14 protein-coding genes, 1 tRNA gene and 1 rRNA gene are annotated in these 25,190 nt (G+C 70.0%); 12 read left to right on the plus strand and 4 right to left on the minus strand.

Annotated features, from left to right (window positions below; translation table 11 throughout):
- From rrf to ACWDAG_RS39415, 3 genes are all read left to right on the plus strand, one after another.
- Window positions 1–91 (plus strand): 5S ribosomal RNA (gene rrf, locus ACWDAG_RS39405); the annotation flags it as partial.
- Between the two features lie 114 nt (window positions 92–205).
- Entirely contained in the window at window positions 206–868 is a 663-nt protein-coding gene (locus ACWDAG_RS39410) for a DegT/DnrJ/EryC1/StrS family aminotransferase (RefSeq protein ID WP_450700425.1), read from the plus strand.
- A 95-nt stretch (window positions 869–963) separates the two neighbouring features.
- Window positions 964–1,039: transfer RNA gene (locus ACWDAG_RS39415), tRNA-Thr, on the plus strand.
- 52 nt (window positions 1,040–1,091) lie between these two features.
- On the opposite strand, the gene ACWDAG_RS39420 is transcribed toward ACWDAG_RS39415, so the two are convergent.
- Window positions 1,092–3,845 carry a SpoIIE family protein phosphatase gene (locus tag ACWDAG_RS39420; RefSeq protein ID WP_450700367.1) on the minus strand — a complete coding sequence of 918 codons (2,754 nt, stop codon included), beginning with the start codon at window positions 3,843–3,845 and terminating at the stop codon, window positions 1,092–1,094.
- A gap of 376 nt (window positions 3,846–4,221) precedes the next feature.
- On the opposite strand from ACWDAG_RS39420, the gene ACWDAG_RS39425 reads away from it, so the two are divergent.
- The 9 genes from ACWDAG_RS39425 to ACWDAG_RS39465 all read left to right on the plus strand — a co-directional run bounded on the left by ACWDAG_RS39425 (window position 4,222) and on the right by ACWDAG_RS39465 (window position 18,382).
- A complete protein-coding gene (locus ACWDAG_RS39425; RefSeq protein WP_450700368.1) occupies window positions 4,222–9,693 on the plus strand; it encodes a HAMP domain-containing protein in 5,472 nt (1,823 codons plus the stop codon).
- A 244-nt stretch (window positions 9,694–9,937) separates the two neighbouring features.
- Window positions 9,938–10,621: a response regulator gene (locus ACWDAG_RS39430; RefSeq protein ID WP_450700369.1), complete on the plus strand. Its 684-nt coding sequence runs from the start codon at window positions 9,938–9,940 to the stop codon at window positions 10,619–10,621.
- A 124-nt stretch (window positions 10,622–10,745) separates the two neighbouring features.
- Window positions 10,746–13,454: a DNA translocase FtsK gene (locus ACWDAG_RS39435; protein WP_450700370.1), complete on the plus strand. Its 2,709-nt coding sequence runs from the start codon at window positions 10,746–10,748 to the stop codon at window positions 13,452–13,454.
- Between the two features lie 245 nt (window positions 13,455–13,699).
- The gene (locus tag ACWDAG_RS39440; protein ID WP_450700371.1) at window positions 13,700–14,539 is read left to right on the plus strand and encodes a helix-turn-helix domain-containing protein; all 840 of its coding nucleotides are present in this window, start codon (window positions 13,700–13,702) and stop codon (window positions 14,537–14,539) included.
- A gap of 94 nt (window positions 14,540–14,633) precedes the next feature.
- The gene (rimO, locus tag ACWDAG_RS39445) at window positions 14,634–16,103 is read left to right on the plus strand and encodes a 30S ribosomal protein S12 methylthiotransferase RimO (protein ID WP_450700372.1); all 1,470 of its coding nucleotides are present in this window, start codon (window positions 14,634–14,636) and stop codon (window positions 16,101–16,103) included.
- Window positions 16,100–16,822 carry a CDP-diacylglycerol--glycerol-3-phosphate 3-phosphatidyltransferase gene (gene pgsA, locus ACWDAG_RS39450; protein WP_390672584.1) on the plus strand — a complete coding sequence of 241 codons (723 nt, stop codon included), beginning with the start codon at window positions 16,100–16,102 and terminating at the stop codon, window positions 16,820–16,822. Before rimO ends, pgsA begins: the two co-directional genes overlap by 4 nt.
- Entirely contained in the window at window positions 16,819–17,364 is a 546-nt protein-coding gene (locus ACWDAG_RS39455) for a CinA family protein (protein ID WP_450700373.1), read from the plus strand. The genes pgsA and ACWDAG_RS39455 overlap by 4 nt, the downstream gene beginning before the upstream one ends.
- A gap of 109 nt (window positions 17,365–17,473) precedes the next feature.
- Entirely contained in the window at window positions 17,474–17,848 is a 375-nt protein-coding gene (locus tag ACWDAG_RS39460) for a helix-turn-helix domain-containing protein (protein WP_450700374.1), read from the plus strand.
- A gap of 255 nt (window positions 17,849–18,103) precedes the next feature.
- A complete protein-coding gene (locus ACWDAG_RS39465; RefSeq protein ID WP_450700375.1) occupies window positions 18,104–18,382 on the plus strand; it encodes a hypothetical protein in 279 nt (92 codons plus the stop codon).
- Here the strand turns inward: ACWDAG_RS39465 and ACWDAG_RS39470 are convergent.
- Genes ACWDAG_RS39470 through ACWDAG_RS39480 form a run of 3 tightly spaced genes read right to left on the minus strand, consistent with a single transcriptional unit; the run spans window position 18,330 to window position 25,065 of the window.
- Window positions 18,330–19,094, minus strand: a complete 765-nt coding sequence (locus tag ACWDAG_RS39470; protein WP_450700376.1) for an SDR family NAD(P)-dependent oxidoreductase — start codon at window positions 19,092–19,094, stop codon at window positions 18,330–18,332. The two genes, ACWDAG_RS39465 and ACWDAG_RS39470, sit on opposite strands and share 53 nt — an antisense overlap.
- Before the next feature lie 32 nt (window positions 19,095–19,126).
- On the minus strand, window positions 19,127–19,963 hold the full coding sequence (locus ACWDAG_RS39475) for an Fpg/Nei family DNA glycosylase (RefSeq protein WP_450700377.1): 837 nt from the start codon (window positions 19,961–19,963) through the stop codon (window positions 19,127–19,129).
- Between the two features lie 56 nt (window positions 19,964–20,019).
- On the minus strand, window positions 20,020–25,065 hold the full coding sequence (locus ACWDAG_RS39480) for an ATP-dependent helicase (protein WP_450700378.1): 5,046 nt from the start codon (window positions 25,063–25,065) through the stop codon (window positions 20,020–20,022).
- Between the last annotated feature and the right edge of the window lie 125 nt (window positions 25,066–25,190).

Genomic DNA, 25,190 nt, shown 5'->3' on the forward strand with positions numbered 1-25,190 from the left:
GCCCGGTTACATTCCGAACCCGGAAGCTAAGCCTTACAGCGCCGATGGTACTGCAGGGGGGACCCTGTGGGAGAGTAGGACGCCGCCGAACAATTATTCAAAGGGTTGGATCCTGAACTTCGGTTCGGGGTCCAACCCTTTTTTGTTCTCCGTCACTTGAAGTTCACGTTGCGCAACAACCATCCGAAGCATGGGTACTGCTGCAATGCTCAGGGCCGCCGGCGTCGGAGTCGGTGACGAGGTTGTCGTACCGGCCTTCGGGAACGCCGAGGTTGCCGGGGCCGTCGCCCTCGCCGGCGCGCTGCCGGTGTTCGCCGACATAGATCCGCTGACGTACTGCCTCGACCCGGCCGCTGTCGAGGCAGCCATAACTCCGCGGACGGCGGCGGTCGTTGCCGTTCACCGCTTCGGTCGGCCCGCCGACATCGCGCGGCTGCACGGCGTGGGGCAGCGGCATGGGCTTCTGGTGCTGGAGCAGGGGGAGTCCGAGGTGCCCTACGACGAGATCGCCCAGCGGAGGGAGCGGGCCGCCTACCTCGACGCCAAGTTGAGGGGTGTGCGGACACCCGACGGCGGTGACGGGCATACCTATCAGCAGTACGTGGTGCGTGTGCCGGGGAACGGGCGGCCGGATCGGGATGCCTTCGCTCGGGCCGTGCGGGCCAGGGGAGTTGAGTGCCGGGTGCCGGTGAAGACTCCTGTGCACCGGCTGCCGGAATTCCGCCGGTGCGTGTCACTGCCCGAGACCGAGAGGGCCGCCGACGAGACCCTCGCCCTGCCTGTGGACGCCGCGTTGACCAAGCGGGACATGCAGCGGATCGTGAGTGCGTGCAATGCACTGGGCGGATTGCTTCAGCCTGCTTTCTGAGCGGGGGCCGGCACTGCACGACGCGGTTGGGAGCACGTGTCTGTTCGGGGTATGATCTATTCCGTTGCCGCGGGGGAAACTCCCCAAGGTGACAGGCCCCTATAGCTCAGTCGGCAGAGCGTCTCCATGGTAAGGAGAAGGTCAACGGTTCGATTCCGTTTGGGGGCTCCAGCCAAAAGGCCCCGCCCAATTGGGCGGGGCCTTTTTCATGCTCGTGGATTCCTCAGTCCTTGTGGAGGCCGGGAACCCTCATCGCCAGGATGGCCATGTCGTCGGACGGGGCGTCGGATGCGAAGCGTTCCACCGCGCGCATGATGCGGGCGGCGACCGCGCCGGCCGTCAGGCCCGTGCAGGTGGTGAGGACGTCGGTGAGGCCGTCGTCGCCGAGCATGCGGGTGCCCTCACGGCGCTCCGTGACGCCGTCCGTGACGCATAGAAGGACGTCGCCCGGGTCGAGGGTGACCGTCTGCTCGTAGAGCTCCAGGTCCTCCATGACGCCCAGGAGCGGCTGGGGTTCGGCGGCCGGTTCGACCGTGCCGTCCTGGCGCAGGCGGAGCGGGAGGGGGTGGCCGGCGCAGACCACCTTCAGTTCGGCGCTGCCGTCCTCCTGCGGCCGTAGCTCGCCGTAGAGGAGGGTCAGGAAGCGGCTGCGGGCACCCTCGTCGAGAATGGCCGAGTTCAGTCGCTCCAGGACCGCAGGGCCGCTGAGGCCCTCGCGGGCCAGGAGGCGGAGCGCATGGCGGGCGAGGCCAGTGACCGCCGCCGCGTTGGGGCCCGTACCGCAGACGTCGCCGATGGCGAAGCCGTAGGCGCCGTCGCTGATCGGGAAGAGGTCGTAGAAGTCGCCGCCGACCTCGTTGCCCTCGCCGGCCGCGCGGTAGATGACCTCGACCTCGACGCCGTCGATCTCGGGGAGTTCCGGGGGCAGGAGGCTGCGCTGGAGGGACTGGCTGATGGCCGTGCGCTCCGAGTACAGGCGGGCGTTGTCGAGGGCCAGGGCGGCCCGGCGGCTGAGGTCCTCGGCCAGTTCCAGGATCTCCTGGCGGAAGTGTTCGTCGGTGGGCTTGCCGAGGGTCAGCATGCCGATGACTCTGTTGCGTGCCACCAGGGGGAGTACGACGGTTTCGCCGCCGACCGCGGAGGCGGTGGCGAGCGTGGGGCCGATGCCCGAGGCGATCTGGGGGGTTGGGCCGCCGCTGAGGCCGAGGCTGCGCATGGAGCTGCGCAGGGCCGCCTGGTGGGCGACCTCGCCGGGGGCCGACCAGACGCGGGCGCCGGGGGTCGGTACCGGGTCGGGCGGCGGGACCTTCGACAGCAGCGACTTGATGCCGTCGATGAGTTCCTCGTCCTCGTGCAGGACGTACGACAGGTACGGCTCGGAGGCCTGGTCGGCGATCGTGTAGACGGCGCACCAGGTGGCGAGGGTGGGGACCGTCATCTGGGCCATCAGGGCCAGGGTCTGGTCGCGGTCCAGGGTGCCTGCCAGGAGGTCGGAGGCCTCGACGAGGAAGCTGAGCGAGCCTCGGCGCAGGCGTTCCAGTTCGCCGAGGCGGGCGGACTCGACGGCCAACGCGATGCGGTCGGCGGCGAATTGGAGGCGCAGGGCCTCCTCGTTGGAGTATCTGCCGGGGCTCTCGGCCGCCACGCCCAGGGAGCCGGTGAGGCGGCCCTCGACCTTCAGGGGGACCGTGACGACCGAGCGCATGCCCGTGCCGCTGAGGAGCGGGACGGCGCCGGGTACGGCCGTGAGGTCGTCGTGGACGGCCGGCATGCGGGCCGAGCCGTAGCGGCCGGGGCCCGCCTCGACGGGCACGCGCGCGAAGCGCTGGCGGGCCGAGGGCAGGCCGGTGGAGGCGCGGACCTCCAGCTCCGTCTCGTCGTCGGTCGCGAGGAGGAGGAAGGCGGAGTCGGCGTCGAGCATGTCGCGGGCGCGTTCCACCGTGCGCTGGAGGAGGCCGTCCAGGTCGTCCGGGGCCGGAGAGCCGATGAACACCTCGAAGGGGTCGGTGTTCTGGCCGTCGGCGGTGGAGGCCGTGTCGGAGGCCGGGATGCGCAGCGGCGTCTGCAGGACGGCCCGCTCGTGGTCCCGCACGAGCAGGCAGACCGTGGAGGGCTCGCCGCCGGTGTCACGGACGCGGAGGTGGGAGGCGTACACCGGGGTGACGCGGCCGTTGGCGCCCCTTATGCCGTAGCTGCCCTCCCAGCGGGAGAGCTGGAGTGCCTCGGCGATGCCGGTGCTGGTGCCCGGTGTGTGCGGCCAGGCGGCGAGATCGGTAAGAGGCTTTCCGATCACCTGTTCGGCGGGGTAGCCGAAGAGTTCCTCCGCGTCCTCGTTCCACGAATTGATGGAGCCGCTGCGGTCGATCTGGACGACCGCCACACGGACCCGGCCGTCGGCGAGGGGGAGGAGATCGGCGGGAAGGGACGGGCCGGCGGCGCGCGTGCCCACGGCGCGCTCGGGGAGGGCGAGCTGGAACCAGACCTGCTTGTGGGTGGGCGTGTACTCGACACCCCAGCGGCCTGCGAGTGCGGCGCACAGCTGGAGTCCCCGGCCGCCCTCGCGGTCCGGGCTGCCCATGTTGACGGGGTGGCCCTGGAGGGGGATCTCGCGCTCCGGATACCAGTCGGCAACCTCGATCCGTACGCCTTCGTCACTGCGCAGACACAGGACGTCGGCGGAGGTGCCCGCGTGCACCACAGCGTTGGTGACCAGCTCGCTGGTGAGGACCACGGCGTCGTCGACGATGTCGGCGAAGCCCCAGCCCTGGAGGGTGTCGCGGACGAAGGAGCGGGCGGTCGCTACCGATCGTCCGACGGGCTCGAAGCTGGCGGCCGCGCGCGCGGTGATCACAGAACTCCTCGGCCGGTTGTCGACGGGCAGGGCTGCCTGGCCGACCGGCTCGTGCCGCTGATGCGGCAGACCGCCCGTCGGCCGGGGGTCCGGGGGCTGTTCCCCCGGGATCAGTCCGGTGGTCATGTGTGCGGCCGCCCCTCCGATGCCCGCTCGTTCTCGTGCCACCGCCCAGGCCGGACGGACCGGCGCGGCTGGACAGCCGCATGCAAGGTTACTTACCTTCGACGGCCATGCGGATGCCGGTCTGCAGTGTTTCCGCCCAGAGGGTGTGCGGACGATGTGCGAAGCTGCCGAACTGTTATGGCCGGGTTCAGGCAGGGTGAAACACTGGGCAAGCTTCTTGTGAAGGTCCGGGCAGGCTGAGTGACTTCCGCGTACAGCGGGCAGCAGCCGGTGGTGCGGCCTGGTACATCGGGCAGAAACAGGCAGCAGTAACTGGTACGGCGAGCGGTAGTACCGGAGCACAGCAGTAACGGTCGACCCCTGCGGGAGGGACACAGTGGAGTCTGGCGCAGCGACGCGGGGCACTAAGACGCGCGCGAAAGGCGGACAGTCCCTGAACAACCAGCGCAAACCACGCGGCGGGACGACCGCAGTGGACACGGCGTCCCTGAACCGGCTGCTGGCGGCTCTCGTGGCGATGCGCGACGGGAACTTCCGCAAGCGGCTCACGGTGTCCGGGGACGGCGTGATGTCGGAGATCGCGGCGGTCTTCAATGAGGTGGCCGACCGGAATCTCCATCTGACGGGTGAGCTGTCGCGGGTGCGGCGCATGGTCGGCCGCGAGGGCAAGCTCACCGAACGGCTGGAGACGGGCGCCTATGAGGGCTCCTGGGTGGCCGCCATCGAGGCGTCCAACGCGCTCGTGGACGACCTCGTACGGCCCGTCTCCGAGGTCGGCAGGGTGCTGTCCGCGGTCGCGGAGGGCGATCTCTCGCCCCGTATGGAGCTGCGGACGCAGGCGCCGGACGGGACCGGGCATCCGCTGCGCGGGGAGTTCCTCAAGGTCGGGCGAACAGTAAACAACCTTGTCGATCAGCTGTCTACCTTCACTGACGAGGTCACGCGTGTGGCCAGTGAGGTGGGCACCGAGGGCAAGCTCGGCGGGCAGGCACGCGTGCGTGGCATGTCGGGTTCGTGGAAGGACCTCACGGACTCCGTCAACACGATGGCGTACCGGCTGACGGCCCAGGTGCGTGACATCGCCCTGGTGACGACCGCGGTGGCCAAGGGTGATCTGTCGCGGAAGGTCACCGTTCATGTCGCCGGCGAGATGCTGGAGCTGAAGAACACCGTCAACACGATGGTGGACCAGCTGTCGTCCTTCTCCTCCGAGGTGACGCGAGTCGCCCGCGAGGTGGGCACCGAGGGTGAGCTCGGCGGGCAGGCGCAGGTGCCGGGTGTGGCCGGAGTGTGGAAGGACCTCACCGATTCGGTGAACCTCATGGCCGGCAACCTGACGGCTCAGGTGCGCGGGATCGCCCAGGTCACTACAGCGGTCGCCAACGGTGACCTGTCGCAGAAGGTGACCGTGTCGGCACGCGGCGAGGTGGCGCAGCTCGCGGACACGATCAACCAGATGACGGAGACGCTGCGGATCTTCGCGGACGAGGTCACGCGTGTGGCCAACGAGGTCGGTGCCGCGGGGCAGCTGGGCGGTCAGGCGAACGTGCCGGGCGCGGCGGGTACGTGGAAGGATCTGACGGACTCCGTCAACACGGTGTTCCGGAATCTGACCATTCAGGTGAGGGACATCGCGGCCGTCACCACGGCGGTGGCCAACGGTGACCTCTCCCAGAAGGTCACCGTCGACGTGGCCGGCGAGATGCTCGAGCTGAAGAACACCGTCAATGGGATGGTCGACCAGCTGTCCTCGTTCGGCTCCGAGGTCACGCGGGTGGCCCGGGAGGTCGGTGTCGAGGGTGAGCTGGGCGGACAGGCGCAGGTGCCCGGCGCGGCCGGTACCTGGAAGGACCTGACCGACTCGGTCAACACGGCATTCCGCAACCTCACCGGGCAGGTGCGCAACATCGCCCAGGTGACGACGGCGGTGGCCAACGGCGATCTGTCGCAGAAGGTCACCGTGGACGTCTCCGGCGAGATGCTCCAGCTGAAGAACACCGTGAACACGATGGTGGACCAGCTGTCGTCCTTCGCCGACCAGGTGACGCGGATGGCCCGGGACGTGGGCACCGAGGGCCGTCTGGGCGGTCAGGCGGTCGTACCGGGTGTGGCCGGTACGTGGAAGGAGCTCACCGACTCCGTCAACGGCATGGCCGGCAACCTGACGGCCCAGGTGCGCAACATCGCCCAGGTGACGACCGCGGTCGCCCAGGGTGACCTGTCCCAGAAGATCGACGTGGACGCGCGCGGGGAGATCCTGGAGCTGAAGAACACCATCAACACGATGGTCGACCAGCTCTCCGGATTCGCCGACCAGGTGACCCGGGTGGCCCGCGAGGTGGGCACCGAGGGCCGTCTGGGCGGTCAGGCGCAGGTGCCCGGTGTGGCAGGCGTGTGGCGGGACCTGACCGACTCCGTGAACGGAATGGCAGGAAACCTTACGGCTCAGGTGCGCAACATCGCGCAGGTCGCCACCGCGGTGGCCCGTGGTGACCTGTCGCAGAAGATCACCGTGGACGCGCGCGGGGAGATCCTGGAGCTGAAGAACACGCTGAACACGATGGTGGACCAGCTGTCGTCGTTCGCGGAGGAGGTCACCAGGGTCGCCCGCGAGGTGGGCACGGAGGGGCAGCTCGGCGGTCAGGCCGAGGTGCAGGGTGTCTCCGGCACCTGGAAGGACCTCACCCAGTCCGTGAACTTCATGGCGAACAACCTGACCATCCAGGTGCGCAACATCGCCGAGGTCACGACCGCGGTCGCCAAGGGCGACCTGTCCAAGAAGATCACTGTTGACGCGAAGGGCGAGATTCTCGAGCTCGTCACGACGGTCAACACGATGGTCGACCAGCTGTCCAGCTTCGCCGAGCAGGTGACCCGGGTGGCCCGCGAGGTGGGCACCGAGGGCATCCTGGGCGGCCAGGCGCACGTGCCGGGTGTCACGGGCATCTGGAAGGACCTCAGCGGCAATGTGAACCTGATGGCCAAGAACCTGACCATGCAGGTGCGCAACATCTCCCAGGTCGCCGCTGCCGTCGCCAACGGCGACCTGACGCGGACGGTGACGATCGAGGCGCGCGGTGAGGTGCAGCAGCTCGCCGACACCTTCAACACGATGGTGAAGACGCTGAGTTCGTTCGCCGACCAGGTCACGAAGGTGGCCCGCGAGGTGGGCACGGACGGCATCCTGGGCGGTCAGGCGCATGTGCCGGGCGTGGCGGGCACCTGGAAGGACCTCACCGATTCGGTGAACGGCATGGCGTCCAACCTGACCGGTCAGGTGCGCAACATCGCCATGGTCACCACCGCCATCGCCAAGGGTGACCTGACCAAGAAGATCGACATTGACGCCCGGGGCGAGATCCTCGAGCTCAAGACGACGATCAACACCATGGTCGACCAGCTGTCCAGCTTCGCCGAGGAGGTCACCCGAGTGGCCCGAGAGGTGGGCACGGAAGGACAGCTCGGCGGTCAGGCACGCGTGCGTGACGTCGACGGCACCTGGCGCGACCTCACCGAGTCCGTGAATGAAATGGCAGGAAACCTTACTCGGCAGGTGCGCGCCATCGCGCGCGTGGCGACCGCGGTGACCCGCGGTGACCTGAACCTGAAGATCGACGTCGATGCGTCCGGCGAGATCCAGGAGCTTCAGGACTACATCAACAAGATGATCGCCAACCTGCGCGACACCACCATCGCCAACAAGGAGCAGGACTGGCTGAAGGGCAACCTCGCCCGTATCTCCGCGCTGATGCAGGGGCGCCGCGATCTGCAGGACGTGGCCTCGCTGATCATGAGCGAGCTGACACCTGTGGTCTCGGCACAGCACGGCGCGTTCTTCGTGGCGATGCCGCTCATGGACGGCAAGGACCTGAGCGCCGAGAGCGAGGACGCATACGAGCTGCGCATGCTGGGGTCGTACGGCTACTCGATGGGCTCCATGCCGACGTCGTTCCGGCCGGGTGAGGCGCTGATCGGGACGGCTGCCGAGGAGAAGCGCACGATCCTGGTGGAGAACGCGCCCAGCGGCTACCTGAAGATCTCCTCCGGCCTCGGCGAGGCGCCGCCCGCGCAGGTGATCGTCCTTCCGGTGCTGTTCGAGGGCAAGGTGCTCGGTGTCATCGAGCTGGCGTCCTTCAATCCCTTCACGCAGATCCAGAAGGACTTCCTCAACCAGATCGCCGAGATGATCGCGACCAGCGTCAACACGATCTCCGTCAACACCAAGACGGAGCAGTTGCTGAAGCAGTCGCAGGAGCTGACCGAGCAACTCCGGGAGCGGTCTGCCGAGTTGGAGAACCGGCAGAAGGCCCTCCAGGCGTCCAACGCCGAACTGGAGGAGAAGGCCGAGCTGCTGGCCCAGCAGAACCGCGACATCGAGGTGAAGAACACCGAGATCGAGGAGGCCCGGCAGGTCCTGGAGGAGCGTGCCGAGCAACTCGCCGTGTCGATGCGCTACAAGAGCGAGTTCCTCGCCAACATGTCGCACGAGCTGCGTACACCGCTCAACTCGCTGCTGATCCTGGCCAAGCTGCTCGCCGACAACGCGGACTCCAACCTCACCCCGAAGCAGGTCGAGTTCGCCGAGACCATCCACGGCGCGGGATCCGACCTGCTTCAGCTGATCAACGACATCCTCGACCTGTCGAAGGTCGAGGCGGGCAAGATGGACGTCTCCCCGACGCGTATCGCGCTCGTCCAGCTCGTCGACTACGTGGAGGCCACCTTCCGGCCGCTGACCGCGGAGAAGGGCCTCGACCTGTCCGTACGGGTGTCGCCGGAGCTGCCCGCCACGCTGCACACCGACGAACAGAGGCTGCTGCAGGTGCTGCGGAACCTGCTGTCCAACGCGGTGAAGTTCACCGACTCCGGGGCCGTGGAGCTGGTCATCCGGCCCGCCGGCCGGGAGGTGCCGGTGGCGATCCGGGAGCAGTTGCTCGAGGCCGGGTCGATGAGCGACCCGGACGCCGATCTGATCGCGTTCTCGGTGACCGACACCGGTATCGGTATCGCCGCCAGCAAGATGCGCGTGATCTTCGAGGCGTTCAAGCAGGCGGACGGCACGACGAGCCGCAAGTACGGCGGTACCGGCCTGGGGCTGTCGATCTCGCGGGAGATCGCCCAGCTGCTCGGCGGTGAGATCCATGCGCAGAGCGAGCCGGGCCGGGGTTCGACGTTCACGCTGTATTTGCCGCTGCATCCCAGTGAACTGCCGCCGCAGGGCTACCAGCAGGCCCTGCCCACCCTGAACGCCGGCGACCTGGTGGCATCCGCGGACCTCGCCCATCTCTCCGAGGTGGAGATCGAGACGCCGGCCGAGGTGAAGTCGTACCGGGAGACACAGAACGGCGCCGCCGCGCTCTTCAGGCGCCGGCGCAGGCACGGGCTCGACGCCGACCAGCGTCTGGCGACGCAGGAGCAGTGGTCGGCCGCAGAGCAGGACGCGGCGCCGCAGGTGCACCGTGGCATCCGGTTCGGCGGCCAGAAGGTGCTGATCGTCGACGACGACATCCGCAACGTCTTCGCGTTGACCAGCGTGCTCGAGCAGCACGGGCTGTCCGTGCTGTACGCCGAGAACGGTCGCGAGGGCATCGAGGTCCTGGAACAGCACGACGACGTGGCGGTCGTCCTGATGGACATCATGATGCCCGAGATGGACGGCTACGCGACGACCACGGCGATCCGCAGGATGCCGCAGTTCGCGGGCCTGCCGATCATCGCTCTGACCGCGAAGGCGATGAAGGGCGACCGGGAGAAGGCGATCGAGTCCGGCGCCTCCGACTACGTGACGAAGCCGGTCGATCCCGATCACCTGCTGTCGGTGATGGAGCAGTGGATGCGGGGGGAGTGACGGGAACCATCGATGTTCACGCGGAGTTGCTGACTCAGTGTGGCCGAAGCCGTGTAGAAGTACGGGATTCGGGGAACCTTCTGGTCTCCCGCTACGTTTCTGCTACGTGCACAGTGACATCGCGGTGACAGGGTGTGGCGACGGGCGGGGTGCGGCTACGATGACCGGCACAAGGACGGGCGGCGAAAGGGAGTCGTCCCCAGGGGCGGCGCCCGGTGCACATCCGGGGCGAGGAGGGCGGGCCATGGTCCAGAAGGCCAAGATCCTCCTGGTCGATGACCGGCCGGAGAATCTGCTTGCGCTGGAGGCCATCCTCTCGGCGCTCGATCAGACGCTGGTGCGGGCATCGTCCGGGGAGGAAGCGCTCAAAGCGCTGCTCACGGACGACTTCGCGGTCATTCTGCTGGACGTCCAGATGCCGGGAATGGACGGTTTCGAAACCGCCGCCCACATCAAGCGGCGAGAGCGGACCCGGGACATCCCGATCATCTTCCTCACCGCGATCAACCACGGCCCGCACCACACCTTCCGTGGGTATGCGGCGGGCGCGGTGGACTACATCTCCAAGCCGTTCGACCCGTGGGTGCTGCGCGCCAAGGTCTCGGTGTTCGTAGAGCTGTACATGAAGAACTGCCAGCTGCGGGAGCAGGCGGCGCTGCTGCGGCTCCAGTTGGAGGGCGGTGGCGGCAAGACCGCGGTCGGCGAGAGCAAGGAGCCCGCCAGCCTGCTCGCCGAGCTGTCGGCGCGGCTCGCGGCGGTCGAGGAGCAGGCCGAGGCGCTGTCGAAGCAGCTCGACGACGAGTCTGCGGACGCGGCGGCCGTGGCGACCGCGGCCCATCTCGAACGCAAACTCACGGGATTGCGGCGGGCGCTGGACGCCTTGGAGCCGGGCGCCGGCAGCACGTCCTCGGTGTCCTCGCAGAACTGAGCTCCGGGCGCGGACCAGTTGCCCATGAGGACGCGTCAGTTCCGCGCCCGCTTCAAGGCGACACGAACGGGTGAAGCAGTAGGCACACGTGTCCGCTGTCGCCTCCACCGGTAACCTCACCTCTATGGCCTCACGTCCCTCCGCTGCCAAGAAGCAGCCCGCGAAGAAGGCGGCGGCTCCGGCGAAGAAGGCCGCTGCGAAAAAGGCCCCGGCGAAGAAGGCCCCGGCCAGGAAAGCCGCGGCGAAGAAGTCGGCGCCCCCGCCGAAGCCTGCGCCGAGCCCGACCGGGGGCATCTACAAGCTCGTCCGCGCCCTCTGGCTCGGTGTCGCGCACGCCGTCGGCGCCGTCTTCCGCGGCATAGGGAACGGCGCCAAGAACCTCGACCCGGCACACCGCAAGGACGGCGTCGCCCTGCTGCTGCTCGGTATCGCGCTGATCGTGGCCGCGGGCACCTGGGCCGATCTGCGCGGGCCCGTCGGCGACCTCGTCGAGATCCTGGTGACCGGCTCCTTCGGCCGCCTCGACCTGCTCGTGCCGATACTGCTCGCGGTCATCGCCGTGCGCTTCATCCGCCACCCCGAGCAGCCCGAGGCCAACGGCCGCATCGTGATCGGCCTGTCCGCGCTCGTCATCGGTGTGCTCGGCCAGGTCCACATCGCCTGCGGGGCGCCGGCCCGCAGCGACGGCATGCAGGCGATAGGGGACGCCGGCGGCCTCATCGGCTGGGCGGCGGCGACCCCGCTGACGTACACGATGGGCGACGTCCTCGCCGTACCTCTGCTCGTGCTGCTGACGATCTTCGGGCTGCTCGTCGTCACGGCCACGCCCGTCAACGCCATCCCGCAGCGCCTGCGGCTGCTCGGCGTGAAGCTCGGCATCCTCCACGATCCGGAGGAGGACGAGTTCACCGACGACGAGCAGCGTTACGACGACCAGTGGCGCGAGGCGTTGCCCGCGCGCACGCGCAGGCGTGGTCCGGCCCCGGAGTCGTACGACCCCGACAGCGCGGAGCAGGAGGCCCTGTCACGGCGTCGTGGCCGCCCGCGGAGGTCGGCGGTGCCGCAGCCCGACATGCAGCGCCCCATGGACGCCGTGGACGTCGCAGCGGCGGCGGCCGCCGCGCTCGACGGCGCCGTCATGCACGGTATGCCGCCCTCGCCGATCGTCGCCGACCTCACCCAGGGGGTGAGCGTCGGGGACCGCGAGGAGAGCACACCGACACCCACGCCGGCGCCGAAGGCCGTGCCGGCCGCACGCCCCAAGCAGGAGAAACTGAAGGTCGAGGTCGCGGACCTCACCAAGCCCGCCCCCGAGGCGCCCAGTGACCTGCCCGCGCGCGCCGAGCAGCTTCAGCTCTCCGGCGACATCACCTACTCCCTGCCCTCGCTCGACCTCCTCACGCGCGGCGGTCCGGGCAAGGCGCGCAGCGCGGCCAACGACGCGGTGGTCGCGTCACTCACCAACGTCTTCACCGAGTTCAAGGTGGACGCCGCCGTCACCGGCTTCACGCGTGGTCCGACGGTCACGCGTTACGAGGTCGAACTCGGCCCCGCGGTGAAGGTCGAGCGGATCACGGCGCTGACCAAGAACATCGCGTACGCCGTCGCCAGTCCGGACGTGCGGATCATCAGCCCGATCCCCGGCAAGTCCGCGGTCGGTATCGAAATCCCGAACACCGATCGCGAGATGGTCAACCTCGGAGACGTGCTGCGTCTGGCGGCGGCGGCCGAGGACGACCATCCGATGCTGGTCGCGCTCGGCAAGGACGTCGAGGGCGGCTATGTGATGGCCAACCTCGCGAAGATGCCGCACATCCTCGTGGCCGGAGCCACCGGTTCCGGTAAGTCTTCGTGCATCAACTGCCTGATCACGTCGGTCATGGTCCGCGCGACTCCCGAGGACGTCCGTATGGTCCTCGTCGACCCCAAGCGGGTCGAGCTGACCGCCTACGAGGGCATCCCGCACCTGATCACGCCGATCATCACCAACCCGAAGCGGGCCGCCGAGGCGCTCCAGTGGGTCGTACGGGAGATGGACCTCAGGTACGACGACCTCGCCGCCTTCGGATTCCGGCACATCGACGACTTCAACGCGGCCATCCGCAACGGCAAGGTGAAGCTGCCCGAAGGCAGCGAGCGGGAGTTGCAGCCCTACCCGTATCTGCTGGTGATCGTCGACGAGCTCGCCGATCTGATGATGGTCGCGCCGCGGGACGTCGAGGACGCGATCGTGCGCATCACGCAGCTCGCGCGCGCGGCGGGCATCCACCTGGTGCTCGCCACGCAGCGGCCCTCGGTCGACGTCGTCACCGGTCTGATCAAGGCGAACGTGCCCTCGCGGCTCGCGTTCGCCACCTCCTCGCTCGCAGACTCGCGCGTGATCCTCGACCAGCCCGGTGCCGAGAAGCTGATCGGCAAGGGCGACGGGCTGTTCCTCCCGATGGGCGCCAACAAGCCGACCCGTATGCAGGGCGCCTTCGTGACCGAGGAGGAGGTCGCGGCCGTCGTCCAGCACTGCAAGGACCAGATGGCGCCCGTCTTCCGGGACGACGTCACCGTGGGCACCAAACAGAAGAAGGAGATCGACGAGGAGATCGGCGACGACCTCGACCTGCTGTGCCAGGCGGCCGAGCTGGTGGTGTCCACGCAGTTCGGGTCGACGTCCATGCTCCAGCGCAAACTGCGCGTCGGTTTCGCCAAGGCCGGGCGGCTCATGGACCTCATGGAGTCCAGGGGCATCGTCGGACCGAGCGAAGGGTCGAAAGCTCGTGACGTTCTTGTGAAGGCTGACGAGCTGGACGGCGTGCTCGCGGTGATCCGCGGGGAGGCTTGAGAAGGCGGCTCGCGCGGGAGGGCCACCGATGTCCGATCGTGACTCACCCGTAAGGGATCATTGAGCAACCGTTTCCCGTCCCCGTACGTCAAGTTGAGGGAAGCGACATTCGCGCACCCCACCATCGGCGTGTCCGGCCATTCCGATGGGCTACAAAGTCCGACCGCCCGGTTGCCCCACCCTTTCGCACCCCCCATAGACTGAACCTGCAGCACAGGTGGCTTAAACGCTCGAAAGGCGCCCCCGTGTCCATCGGCAACTCCCCTGAAGACGAGCGTCCGTTCGAAGACGATCGCCAGGCAGCCCGCCACTCCATCGGCCATGCCCTCCGGCAGGCGCGAATTGCGGCCGGGCTCACCGTCGACGACGTCACCAACGCCACCCGGGTCCGCATCGCCATCGTGCACGCCATCGAGGCGGACGACTTCGCCCCCTGCGGTGGCGACGTCTACGCCCGGGGACACATCCGGACCCTGGCCAAGGCCGTCCACCTCGATCCGGCCCCGCTGCTCGCACAGTACGACGCCGAGCACGGTGGCCGCCCCGCGCCGACCCCGGCGGCCCCCCTCTTCGAGGCGGAGCGCATCCGCCCCGAGCGGCGCGGACCCAACTGGACCGCGGCCATGGTCGCCGCGATCGTCGCCGTGGTCGGCTTCGTCGGGTTCACCGCGTTCAAGGGTGGCGACGACGGCGGCGCCAAGACCCAGGTCGCCGAGGGATCCACGCCCTCGACCAGCAAGTCCGCCTCGCCCACGCCCAAGAGCAGCAAGTCCGACAACCCCAAGTCCAACCCCTCGGACAGCGCCATCGCGGCTGCGCCCCAGGACAAGGTGACCGTCCAGGTCAGCGCCGCCGACGGACGCAGCTGGATCTCGGCCAAGGACCACAACGGCCGGCTGCTCTTCGACGGCCTCCTCAAGCAGGGCGACTCCAAGACCTTCCAGGACAGCGAGAAGATCAACCTCGTCCTCGGTGACGCGGGCGCGATCCAGCTCTACGTCAACGGAAAGAAGATCGAGGACAACTTCCAGCCCGGCGCGGTCGAGCGCCTGACGTACACGAAGGGCGACCCCCAGGCCGGCTGACAGCCGACCGGCAGGGCATGTCCACACGGGGTTGGTCAAGATCGGCCAACCCCGTCGACGTGGGCTGTCAGTGAGACAAAGTAGTCTTGAGCGCATGCCTGAACGCCGTACCGTCGCACTCGTCACCCTTGGCTGCGCCCGTAACGAGGTGGACTCGGAGGAGCTCGCAGGCCGCTTGGAGGCGGACGGCTGGGACCTCGTCGAGGACGCCGCGGAAGCGGACGTCGCCGTCGTCAACACCTGTGGCTTCGTCGAGGCCGCCAAGAAGGACTCCGTCGACGCCCTCCTGGAGGCCAACGACCTCAAGGGCCACAGCAGAACCCAGGCCGTCGTGGCGGTGGGCTGCATGGCCGAGCGGTACGGCAAGGAGCTCGCCGAGGCCCTTCCCGAGGCCGACGGCGTACTCGGCTTCGACGACTACGCGGACATCTCCGACCGTCTGCAGACCATCCTGAACGGCGGCATCCACGCCTCCCACACCCCGCGCGACCGGCGCAAGCTGCTGCCGATCAGCCCCGCGGAGCGCCAGGAGTCCGCGACCGAGGTCGCGCTGCCCGGGCACGCCCCGGTGGACCTGCCGGAGGGGCTGGCGCCCGCCTCCGGCCCCCGTGCGCCCCTGCGCCGCCGCCTGGACGGCGCCCCGGTCGCCTCGGTGAAGCTCGCCTCCGGCTGCGACCGGCGCTGCTCCTTCTGCGCCATCCCGTCCTTCCGCGGCTCCTTCATCTCCCGCCGCCCGAGCGACGTGCTGAACGAGACCCGGTGGCTGGCCGAGCAGGGCGTCAAGGAGATCATGCTGGTCTCCGAGAACAACACCTCGTACGGCAAGGACCTCGGCGACATCCGCCTCCTGGAGTCGCTCCTGCCGGAGCTCGCCGAGGTCGACGGCCTCGAACGCGTGCGTGTGAGTTATCTCCAGCCGGCCGAGATGCGTCCCGGGCTGATCGACGTCCTGACCTCGACGCCGAAGATCGCCCCGTACTTCGACCTGTCCTTCCAGCACTCCGCCCCCGGAGTGCTGCGCGCGATGCGCCGCTTCGGTGACACCGACCGCTTCCTGGAGCTGCTCGACACCATCCGGAGCAAGGCCCCCCAGGCGGGCGTGCGCTCCAACTTCATCGTGGGCTTCCCGGGCGAGAGCGCGGACGACCTGGCCGAGCTGGAGCGGTTCCTGAACGGCGCGCGGCTGGATGCCATCGGCGTCTTCGGCTACTCCGACGAGGAGGGCACGGAGGCGGCGACGTACGACAACAAGCTGGACGAGGACGTCGTCGCGGAGCGCCTGGCACGTGTCTCCCGGCTGGCCGAGGAGCTCGTCTCGCAGCGGGCCGAGGAGCGCGTGGGCGAGACCGTGCACGTGCTCGTGGAGTCCGTGGACGAGGACGGCGTGTACGGCCGCGGGGCGCACCAGGCGCCGGAGACGGACGGCCAGGTGCTGCTCACGAGCGGCGAAGGTCTGAGCGTCGGCCGTATGGTCGAGGCGAAGGTGGTCGGTACGGAAGGTGTCGACCTGGTGGCCGAGCCGCTGACGGGCTCGCTCGGGTGTAGTGAGGAGGCGGGCAGATGACCGGAGTACCGGCATCGGCGGCGAACGGCTCCTCCAAGGCGGGTCCGCCGAGAGTCGACGGCGCCGATTCCGAGCCGGCCGGCGACGCGAAGCCCGCGCGGGGCGCGAAGGTCGTGGCCGCGGCCGTCAACCAGGCCAGCGTCTGGAACATCGCCAACCTGCTCACCATGCTCCGGCTGCTCCTCGTGCCCGGCTTCGTCGCGCTGATGCTGGCCGACGGGGGGTACGACCCCGCGTGGCGCTCCCTGGCCTGGGCGGCCTTCGCCATCGCCATGATCACCGACCTCTTCGACGGTCATCTGGCGCGCACCTACGATCTCGTCACCGACTTCGGCAAGATCGCCGACCCCATCGCCGACAAGGCGATCATGGGGGCGGCCCTGATCTGTCTCTCCTCGCTGGGTGACCTGCCATGGTGGGTGACGATTGTCATCCTGGGCCGGGAACTGGGGATCACGCTGCTGCGTTTCCTCGTCATCCGGTACGGCGTCATCCCGGCGAGCCGCGGAGGCAAGCTGAAGACGCTCACGCAGGGCGTTGCGGTGGGGATGTACGTCCTGGCGCTGACGGGCTGGCTGGCCACCTTGAGGTTCTGGGTGATGGCGGCGGCGGTCGTCCTGACCGTGGTGACCGGACTCGACTATGTAAGACAGGCCATTGTGCTGCGCAGGCAGGGAATCGCCGAGCGCAAGGCCGCGTTGGAGGAGACGGAAGCGTGAATTCTCCGGCCGCCGACGTCGTGCGACTACTGACGGTGAGGGGTGAGACCCTCGCGGTCGCCGAGTCGCTCACGGGCGGACTGGTTGCGGCGGAAATCACAGCCGCCCCGGGAGCGTCCAAGGCGTTCCGTGGTTCGGTGACCGCCTACGCCACCGAGTTGAAGCACGAGCTGCTGGGTGTCGACGACGCCCTGCTGGCACAGCGTGGAGCGGTGGATCCGCAGGTCGCGGCCCAGATGGCGAGTGGCGTGCGCAAGGCGCTGGGCGCCGACTGGGGCCTCGCGACGACCGGTGTCGCGGGCCCGGAACCTCAGGACGGGAAGCCCGTCGGGACGGTTTTCGTGGCCGTGGACGGCCCCTTCCGACCGGATTCCGGTTCCGCCGGTGGCGGAAAAGTCGAGGCCCTGCGGTTGAACGGCGACCGCGCGGAAATTCGTATGGAGAGTGTACGGAGCGTACTCGCACTGCTCCTGACGGAGCTTGCGGGCGAACAGTCCGGGAATGAGCTGGCACAGGATACGGAACAGAACGGGGGGTTTTGATGTTTGCAGCCCTGAGTGAACACGACATCGCTCCCCGCACGGCCGCAGCGCAAGGCGGTACGGTGGGGCGTGAAGGATGCGGCTACGCGGTCCGAGGAGGGAGCCACCGATGATTCTGCTCCGTCGCCTGCTGGGTGACGTGCTGCGTCGGCAGCGCCAGCGCCAGGGCCGTACTCTGCGCGAAGTCTCCTCGTCCGCCCGAGTCTCACTCGGCTATCTCTCCGAGGTGGAGCGGGGGCAGAAGGAGGCTTCCTCCGAGCTGCTCTCCGCCATCTGCGACGCGCTGGACGTACGGATGTCCGAGCTCATGCGAGAAGTGAGCGACGAGCTCGCCCTCGCCGAGCTGGCCCAGTCTGCTGCGGCCACCGAGCCTGTGCCCGCGTCGGTTCGTCCGATGCTGGGTTCCGTGTCGGTGACCGGTGTGCCACCGGAACGGGTGACCATCAAGGCGCCCGCCGAGGCGGTGGACGTGGTCGCCGCGTGACGTTCACGCGCGTGGCTGCGTGAGCCGACGTGCACGTGCAAGGCCCCGGCCGGGGCTTCTCCAGGGAGAACTGGGGAGGTGCGGTCGGGGTTTTCGTGTTGTCGGGGCGTCTTGCACGGCTGTCCGGGTGCGTTTGCCGGTGCGGCTCGGGGCGGTCATGGTGGATGCCTGCGATGCGTTGCGCCCATGTGCCGTCGGTGCGCCCTCCCTGCGGGTGAAGGCGGCGGTCTAGCTTCGGGGCCGGAGGTGGCGTCCATGGCACGGCCGATAGTCCGCCGGGGGACGGTTCTCGGGCTCGGGGTGCTGTGGTGGTGGGCCGTGCTGCGGCTTGCGTTCGCGCCCGGTGCCGGGGTCCTGGAGGGGGCGGTCGCTGCCGGGGGCTGGGGGCTCGGTCTGCTGCCGGTGCACTGTGTGCCGAAGGCGCGGGCGACGGGCGCCGTGGGGGCAGGGCGGTGGCGGGTGGCCTGGCGGACTGCCCGTATCACCACGGCATCGCCACCCCGCCGTTCGGACGCAGGATCTGGCCCGTCGTGAACGACGACGCGTCGGAGGCCAGATACAGCACGGTGTGCGCGACGTCCTCGGGTTCGCCGACTCTGCCCAGCGGTGACATCCGGGCCATCAGTGCCTCGGTCTGCGCCTGTGCCTCGGCTTCATGGCGGTCGGTCATGGGGGTGCGGATCCAGCCCGGTGCGACCGCGTTGACCCGGATCCCGTGCCGGCCGACCTCGTTCGCCAGGGTCTTCGTCAGCTGCACGACGGCCGCCTTGGCCGCGCCGTAGCAGAGCAGGCCGGGACGGCCGGTGTCGACGGCGCTGGAGGCCATGGTGATGATGCTGCCGCCGGTCTTCCCGTCCAGCATCAGGCGGACGGCCTCCTGGCAGGCGTACAGCACTCCCTTGAAGTTCACGCTCAGGACCCGGTCGAGGTCCTCGTCCCGGGTCTCCAGGACCGGGCTGCTGTGCATGATCCCGGCGACCGCTGCCATCACGTCCAGGCGCTCGCAGGACTCGACGGCCTGGCTGAGCTGCGCCCGGTCGGTGACGTCGAGGTGGTGGGTCAGGGCGGTGCCGCCGCCGTCCTTGATGAGTGTCGCCGTCTCTTGGAGGCCTTGTGCGTCGCGGTCGGCGCAGTGGACCGTGGCGCCCGCTGCGGCGAGCAGCACGGCCGAGGCGCGGCCGATGCCGCCTGCCGCTCCGGTGACGAATGCCGTGCGTCCGCTGAGGTCGTACGCCTTGACGGGCATGAAGGGACGGTACGAGGGTTTCTGACGCATCGTCAATTAGTCGTACGGCGTGGAGTTCCGCGGGGTGGGGCGGCACTCGGCGCCGGTCCCGTCTGACAGGTCGGGCACCAGTAGGTGGGGCGTTCGCGGGAGCCGTCGCCCTGGTCGGCCACGCGGACGGAGGTGTGGCAGCGAAGGCAGGGGCGGGGTGCGCGGCCGTACACGAACAGGTCCTGGCCGCGGCGGCCCGTCGTGGTACGGACCGGGCGGTCGCGGTTGGCCTCCAGGAGTTTCTTGGCGAGTGCGGGCAGCTTCGCCGCGCGGTCGGCGGGCAGCGCTCCGATGGGGAGCCAGGGGGTGGCGCCGAGCAGGAAGCAGAGCTCGCTCTTGTACACATTGCCGATGCCGGCGAGGTTGCGCTGGTCCAGGAGGGCCTCGCCGAGGGGGCGGGCGGGGTCGGCGAGGAGGTTGGCGAGCGCCTGCTCCGGGTCCCAGTCCGGGCCGAGGAGGTCGGGGCCGAGGTGGCCGACGGCGCGTTGTTCGTCGGCGGTCCGCAGGAGGTCGAGGACGGGGAGGCGGTAGCCGACTGCGGTGCGGTCGGCGTTGCCCAGAATCACGCGGATCTGGTGGGCGGGGCCGCCGGTCCAGCGCCGGCCGTTCGCGTACACCTTCCAGGAGCCGTCCATCCGCAGGTGGGAGTGGAGCGTCAGGCCGCCCTCGATACGCGTCAGGAGGTGCTTGCCGCGCGGGGTGACGCCCAGGACGGTGCGGCCGGTGAGGTCGGTCGTGGCGTACTTGGGCACCCGGAAGTCGCTACGGATCAGCACCCTGCCGGCGAGGGCGTCGTGCAGGCGTTTCGCCGTCTGCCAGACCGTGTCTCCTTCGGGCATGGGTCAAGGGTGTCACGGGCGGCTGCTCGCGGGCTCGGGGAGCGGGGCCCTTGCGGTCACGCCCGCAGCCGCAGGCCCCGCGGGGTTGCGATGAAGCCTGCTCCTTCCAGGAGGGTTCCGATGGGGGACGTCAGGGCCGAGGCGCCGTTGACCCGCTCCACCGTGACGGTGCCGAGGGAGCCTGCTCGGGCGGCTGCGGCCAGAGCCTGCGCGGCTGCCTGCAGGCGTGGGTCGTCGGTGGCGGTGCCTTCCGGGTCCGCGGGCCAGGCCAGCAGTGTCTTGCCGCCGCGCTCCATGTAGAGCGTCAGCTCACCGTCGACGAGGACGACCAGGGAACCCGCCTTTCGGCCCGGCTTGTGTCCTGCCCCGGTCGGGGGCTCCGGCCAGGGGAGCGCGGCGCCGTACGCGTTCGCCGGATCGGCTGCGGCGAGGACGACGGCTCTGGAGTCGGGAGTGGGGCGGGGGCGGCGATCGGGGAAAGCGGAGCCGTACGCGCCGGGTGCCGAGCCGGGGCCGCTTCGGGGGCCGCCTGCGCCTGGGGACGCGAGGTCGCGCGGAGAGACGTATTCGTCCCGTGAGGCGCGAGCGGGCGGGAAGCCGAAGTCGTCCTCGAAGCCGGTGATGTCGAATTCGGGCCGGTCTCGGCGGGCACCGTGCCCGCTCCGGGCGGTGCCGCTGCCCGAGTCGAAGCCTTCCGTCCAGTCGAAGGTGTCGGGATCATCGGAGCTGTGGGGGGTGTGGCCGTGGGGCGTTCCGGCGCCGAGATCGCCGGGTGCGGTGAAGGCGTGGGACGAGCCGAAGGGGTCGGTGGGGAAACCGCTCGGTGTGCCGTCGGCCGACGGCTGCGGCAGGGTTTCGCCGCGGTCGCGGGCGTTGGACACCGCGCGCAGGCGGTCCACCGCGCCGTCCATCGCGAACTGGGCCGCGCCGAGCCCCTCCACCACATAGCCGCGCCGTGCCTGGCCGCTCTCCTCGAAGGCGGACAGGATGCGGTACGTCGCCGAGAAGCCGCCCTCGATGCCTTCCGCGGAGACGGCGCCCCGGGTGACCACGCCGTGCCGGTCGAGGAGGGTGCGGGCGACGGCGTGCGCGCGCACCGTCGGGTCGGCCTCACGGGCCGGGAGCAGGGACCAGCGGCCGGCGACGGTCGGTGGGCCGCTGCGGGAGGCGGGGCGGGCCGCTGCGGTCAGGGAGCCGTAACGCCCGCGTGGGACGCTGCGCTTGGCGCGGTGGGCCGTGGAGCCCGCGGTGCGGCCCGAGCCCAGCAGGGAGCGCATGGGGGCCAGTGTGTCGTTCGTGAGGCGTCCGGACCAGGCCAGGTCCCAGATGGCGTCGGCGAGTTGGGGATCGGTGACGTCGGGGTGGGTGGTCGCGCGGACCTGGTCGGCGATCTGGCGGAAGAACAGGCCGTAGCCGCCGGAGAGGGCGTCCAGTACGGATTGGTGGAGCGCGGTCAGTTCCAGCGGGTGGGGCGGGGGCTGGAGCAGGGGAGCAGCGTCCGCCAGATACAGGGAGACCCAGCCGTCCTTGCCCGGAAGGGCCCCTGCGCCGGCCCAGACGACCTCGCCGGCGGCGGTGAGCTCGTCGAGCATCGCGGGCGTGTAGTTGGTGACGCGGGACGGCAGCACCAGCTTCTCCAGGGCCGACGCGGGCACGGATGCGCCCTGCAGCTGCTCGACGGCACGCACCAGTCCGTCGACGCCGCGCAGGCCGTGCCCCTTGCCGATGTGCTGCCACTGCGGCAGGAACTGGGCCAGCGCTGCCGGTGCCACCGGCTCCAGCTCGTGCCGCAGCGCGGCGAGGGAACGGCGGCGCAGTCGGCGCAGCACTGCCGCGTCGCACCACTCCTGGCCGATGCCCGCCGGATGGAACTCGCCCTGCACGACACGGCCGTTCGCGGCGAGGCGCTGCAGTGCGCCTTCCGTTACGGCCACGCCCAGGCCGAAGCGGGCCGCCGCCGTGGCCGACGTGAAGGGGCCGTGAGTGCGGGCGTAGCGGGCGAGGAGGTCGCCGAGGGGGTCCTTCACCGGCTCCGTGAAAGCCTCCGGGACACCGACCGGCAGGGCTGTGCCGAGGGCGTCGCGCAGGCGGCCCGCGTCCTCGATCGCCGCCCAGTGGTCCGCGCCGGCGATACGGACCTTGATCGCGCGGCGGGCGCCGGCCAGCTCCTGCGCCCACTGCGGCTCGGCGCCGCGCTCGGCCAGCTCCGCGTCGGTCAACGGGCCGAGCAGGCGCAGGAGGTCTGCGACACCCTCGGCGTCCTTGACGCGCCGGTCCTCGGTGAGCCACTGGAGCTCCCGCTCCAGCTCGGTCAGCACCTCGGCGTCGAGCAACTCGCGCAGCTCCGCCTGGCCCAGCAGCTCGGCCAGCAGCCGCGAGTCCAGGGAGAGCGCGGCGGCGCGGCGCTCGGCGAGCGGTGAGTCTCCCTCGTAGAGGAACTGGGCGACGTACCCGAAGAGGAGGGAGCGGGCGAAGGGAGAGGGTTCCGGGGTGGTGACCTCGACCAGGCGTACCTTGCGTGACTCCAGGTCGCCCATCAGCTCGACCAGCCCGGGGACGTCGAAGACGTCCTGAAGGCACTCGCGGACCGCTTCCAGGACGATCGGGAACGAGCCGAACTCGCTGGCCACCTGGAGAAGTTGGGAGGCCCGCTGGCGCTGCTGCCACAGCGGGGTGCGCTTGCCAGGGTTGCGGCGCGGCAGCAGCAGCGCCCGGGCTGCACACTCGCGGAAGCGGGACGCGAACAAAGCGGAGCTGCCCACCTGGTCGGTGACTACCTGGTCGACCTCGCCCTTGTCGAAGACGACGTCCGCGGCGCCGACGGGTGCCTGGTCGGCGTCGTACTCCGTGCCCGCCTTCATCGGCTCCTGGTCGAGCAGGTCCAGGCCCATCAGGTCGGCGTCCGGGAGGCGCAGCACAATGCCGTCGTCGGCGTGCATGACCTGGGCGTCCATGCCGTAGCGCTCGGAGAGCTTGGCGCCGAGGGCGAGTGCCCACGGCGCGTGTACCTGGGCGCCGAAGGGGGAGTGGACGACGACCCGCCAGTCGCCGAGCTCGTCGCGGAAGCGCTCCACGACGATGGTGCGGTCGTCCGGGACATGGCCGCAGGCCTCGCGCTGCTCGTCCAGGTAGGACAGGACGTTGTCCGCGGCCCAGGCGTCCAGGCCCGCTGCGAGGAGGCGCAGGCGGGCGTCCTCCTTGGGCAGCGAGCCGACCTCGCGCAGGAACTGGCCGACCGCACGGCCCAGTTCCAGCGGGCGGCCGAGCTGGTCGCCCTTCCAGAAGGGGAGCCGGCCCGGTACCCCCGGCGCGGGGGAGACCAGGACGCGGTCGCGGGTGATGTCCTCGATGCGCCAGGAGCTGGTGCCGAGCGTGAAGACATCCCCCACGCGTGACTCGTAGACCATCTCCTCGTCCAGCTCGCCGACCCGGCCGCCGCCCTTCTTGGGGTCGGACCCGGCGAGGAAGACGCCGAACAGCCCGCGGTCGGGGATGGTGCCACCGGAGGTGACGGCGAGGCGCTGAGCGCCGGGGCGGCCGGTGACCGTGCCGGCGACGCGGTCCCACACCACGCGCGGGCGCAGCTCGGCGAACGCGTCGGACGGATAGCGGCCCGCGAGCATGTCGAGGACCGCTGTGAACGCCGACTCCGGGAGCGAGGCGAAGGGCGCGGCCCGGCGGACCGTGGCGAGCAGGTCGTCGACCTGCCAGGTGTCCAGGGCTGTCATGGCCACGAGTTGCTGTGCCAGCACGTCCAGGGGGTTGGCGGGGACCTTCAGGGATTCGATGGAGCCGGTGCGCATGCGCTCGGTGACCACCGCCGCCTGGACGAGGTCGCCACGGTACTTGGGGAAGACCACGCCGGTGGAGACCGCGCCCACCTGGTGTCCCGCGCGGCCCACGCGCTGCAGGCCGGAGGCGACGGACGGCGGGGACTCCACTTGGACGACGAGGTCCACGGCGCCCATGTCGATGCCCAGCTCGAGGCTTGAGGTGGCGACCACGGCGGGCAGGCGGCCCGCCTTGAGGTCCTCCTCGACGAGGGCGCGCTGCTCCTTGGAGACGGAGCCGTGGTGGGCACGGGCGATGACGGGTGGTGCGCCCTGGGCGGCTCCGGATCCGCCCATGAGCTCGGCCGGGGCGTGGTGCTCCTCCAGGGTTTCGCCGGTGGCCCGCTCGTATGCGATCTCGTTGAGCCTGTTGCACAGGCGCTCCGCGAGGCGGCGGGAGTTGGCGAACACGATCGTGGAGCGGTGGGCCTGGACGAGGTCGGTGATCCGCTCCTCGACATGCGGCCAGATCGACGGGCGCTCGGTGCCCTCCGATCCGTCGGCGACCGGGGAACCGCCCAGCTCGCCGAGGTCCTCGACCGGGACCACGACCGAGAGGTCGAACTCCTTGCCCGACTTCGGCTGGACGATCTCCACCTTGCGGCGCGGCGAGAGATACCGCGCGACCTCGTCGACCGGGCGGACCGTCGCCGACAGGCCGATGCGGCGGGCCGGCTTCGGCAGGATCTCGTCCAGACGCTCCAGGGAGAGCGCGAGATGCGCGCCGCGCTTGGTGCCCGCCACCGCGTGCACCTCGTCGAGGATCACCGTCTCGATGCCGGTCAGCGCGTCACGCGTGGCCGATGTCAGCATCAGGAACAGGGACTCCGGGGTGGTGATCAGGATGTCCGGGGGGCGGGTGGACAGGGCGCGGCGTTCGGCGGCCGGGGTGTCGCCGGAGCGGATGCCCACCTTCACCTCGGGCTCGGGCAGGCCCCGGCGCACGGATTCCTGGCGGATACCGGTCAGGGGGCTTCGAAGGTTGCGCTCGACGTCGACCGCGAGGGCCTTGAGCGGCGACACGTACAGGACGCGGCAGCGCTTGCGGGGGTCTGCGGGCGGCGGTGTGGAGGCCAGCTGGTCCAGGGCGGCGAGGAACGCGGCCAGGGTCTTGCCGGAGCCGGTGGGGGCGACCACCAGCACGTCCGAGCCCTCCCTGATGGCCTGCCACGCGCCCGCCTGGGCCGCGGTGGGCGCGGAGAAGGCCCCCGTGAACCAGCCGCGGGTGGCGGGGGAGAAGCCGTCGAGGGCTCGGTGTGCGGAGCTGACCATGCGTCCATCCTGCACCCGCCCACTGACAATGGCTCTGGCCTGCGGGTTCGCTGCGCGACGCTGCGCCGGCACTGGGGCCGGGCGCGATGTGGGTCGTCGTGGGTCGGGGTCGCGTCGACGCGGCC

This window comes from Streptomyces sp. NPDC001157, from assembly GCF_053598255.1.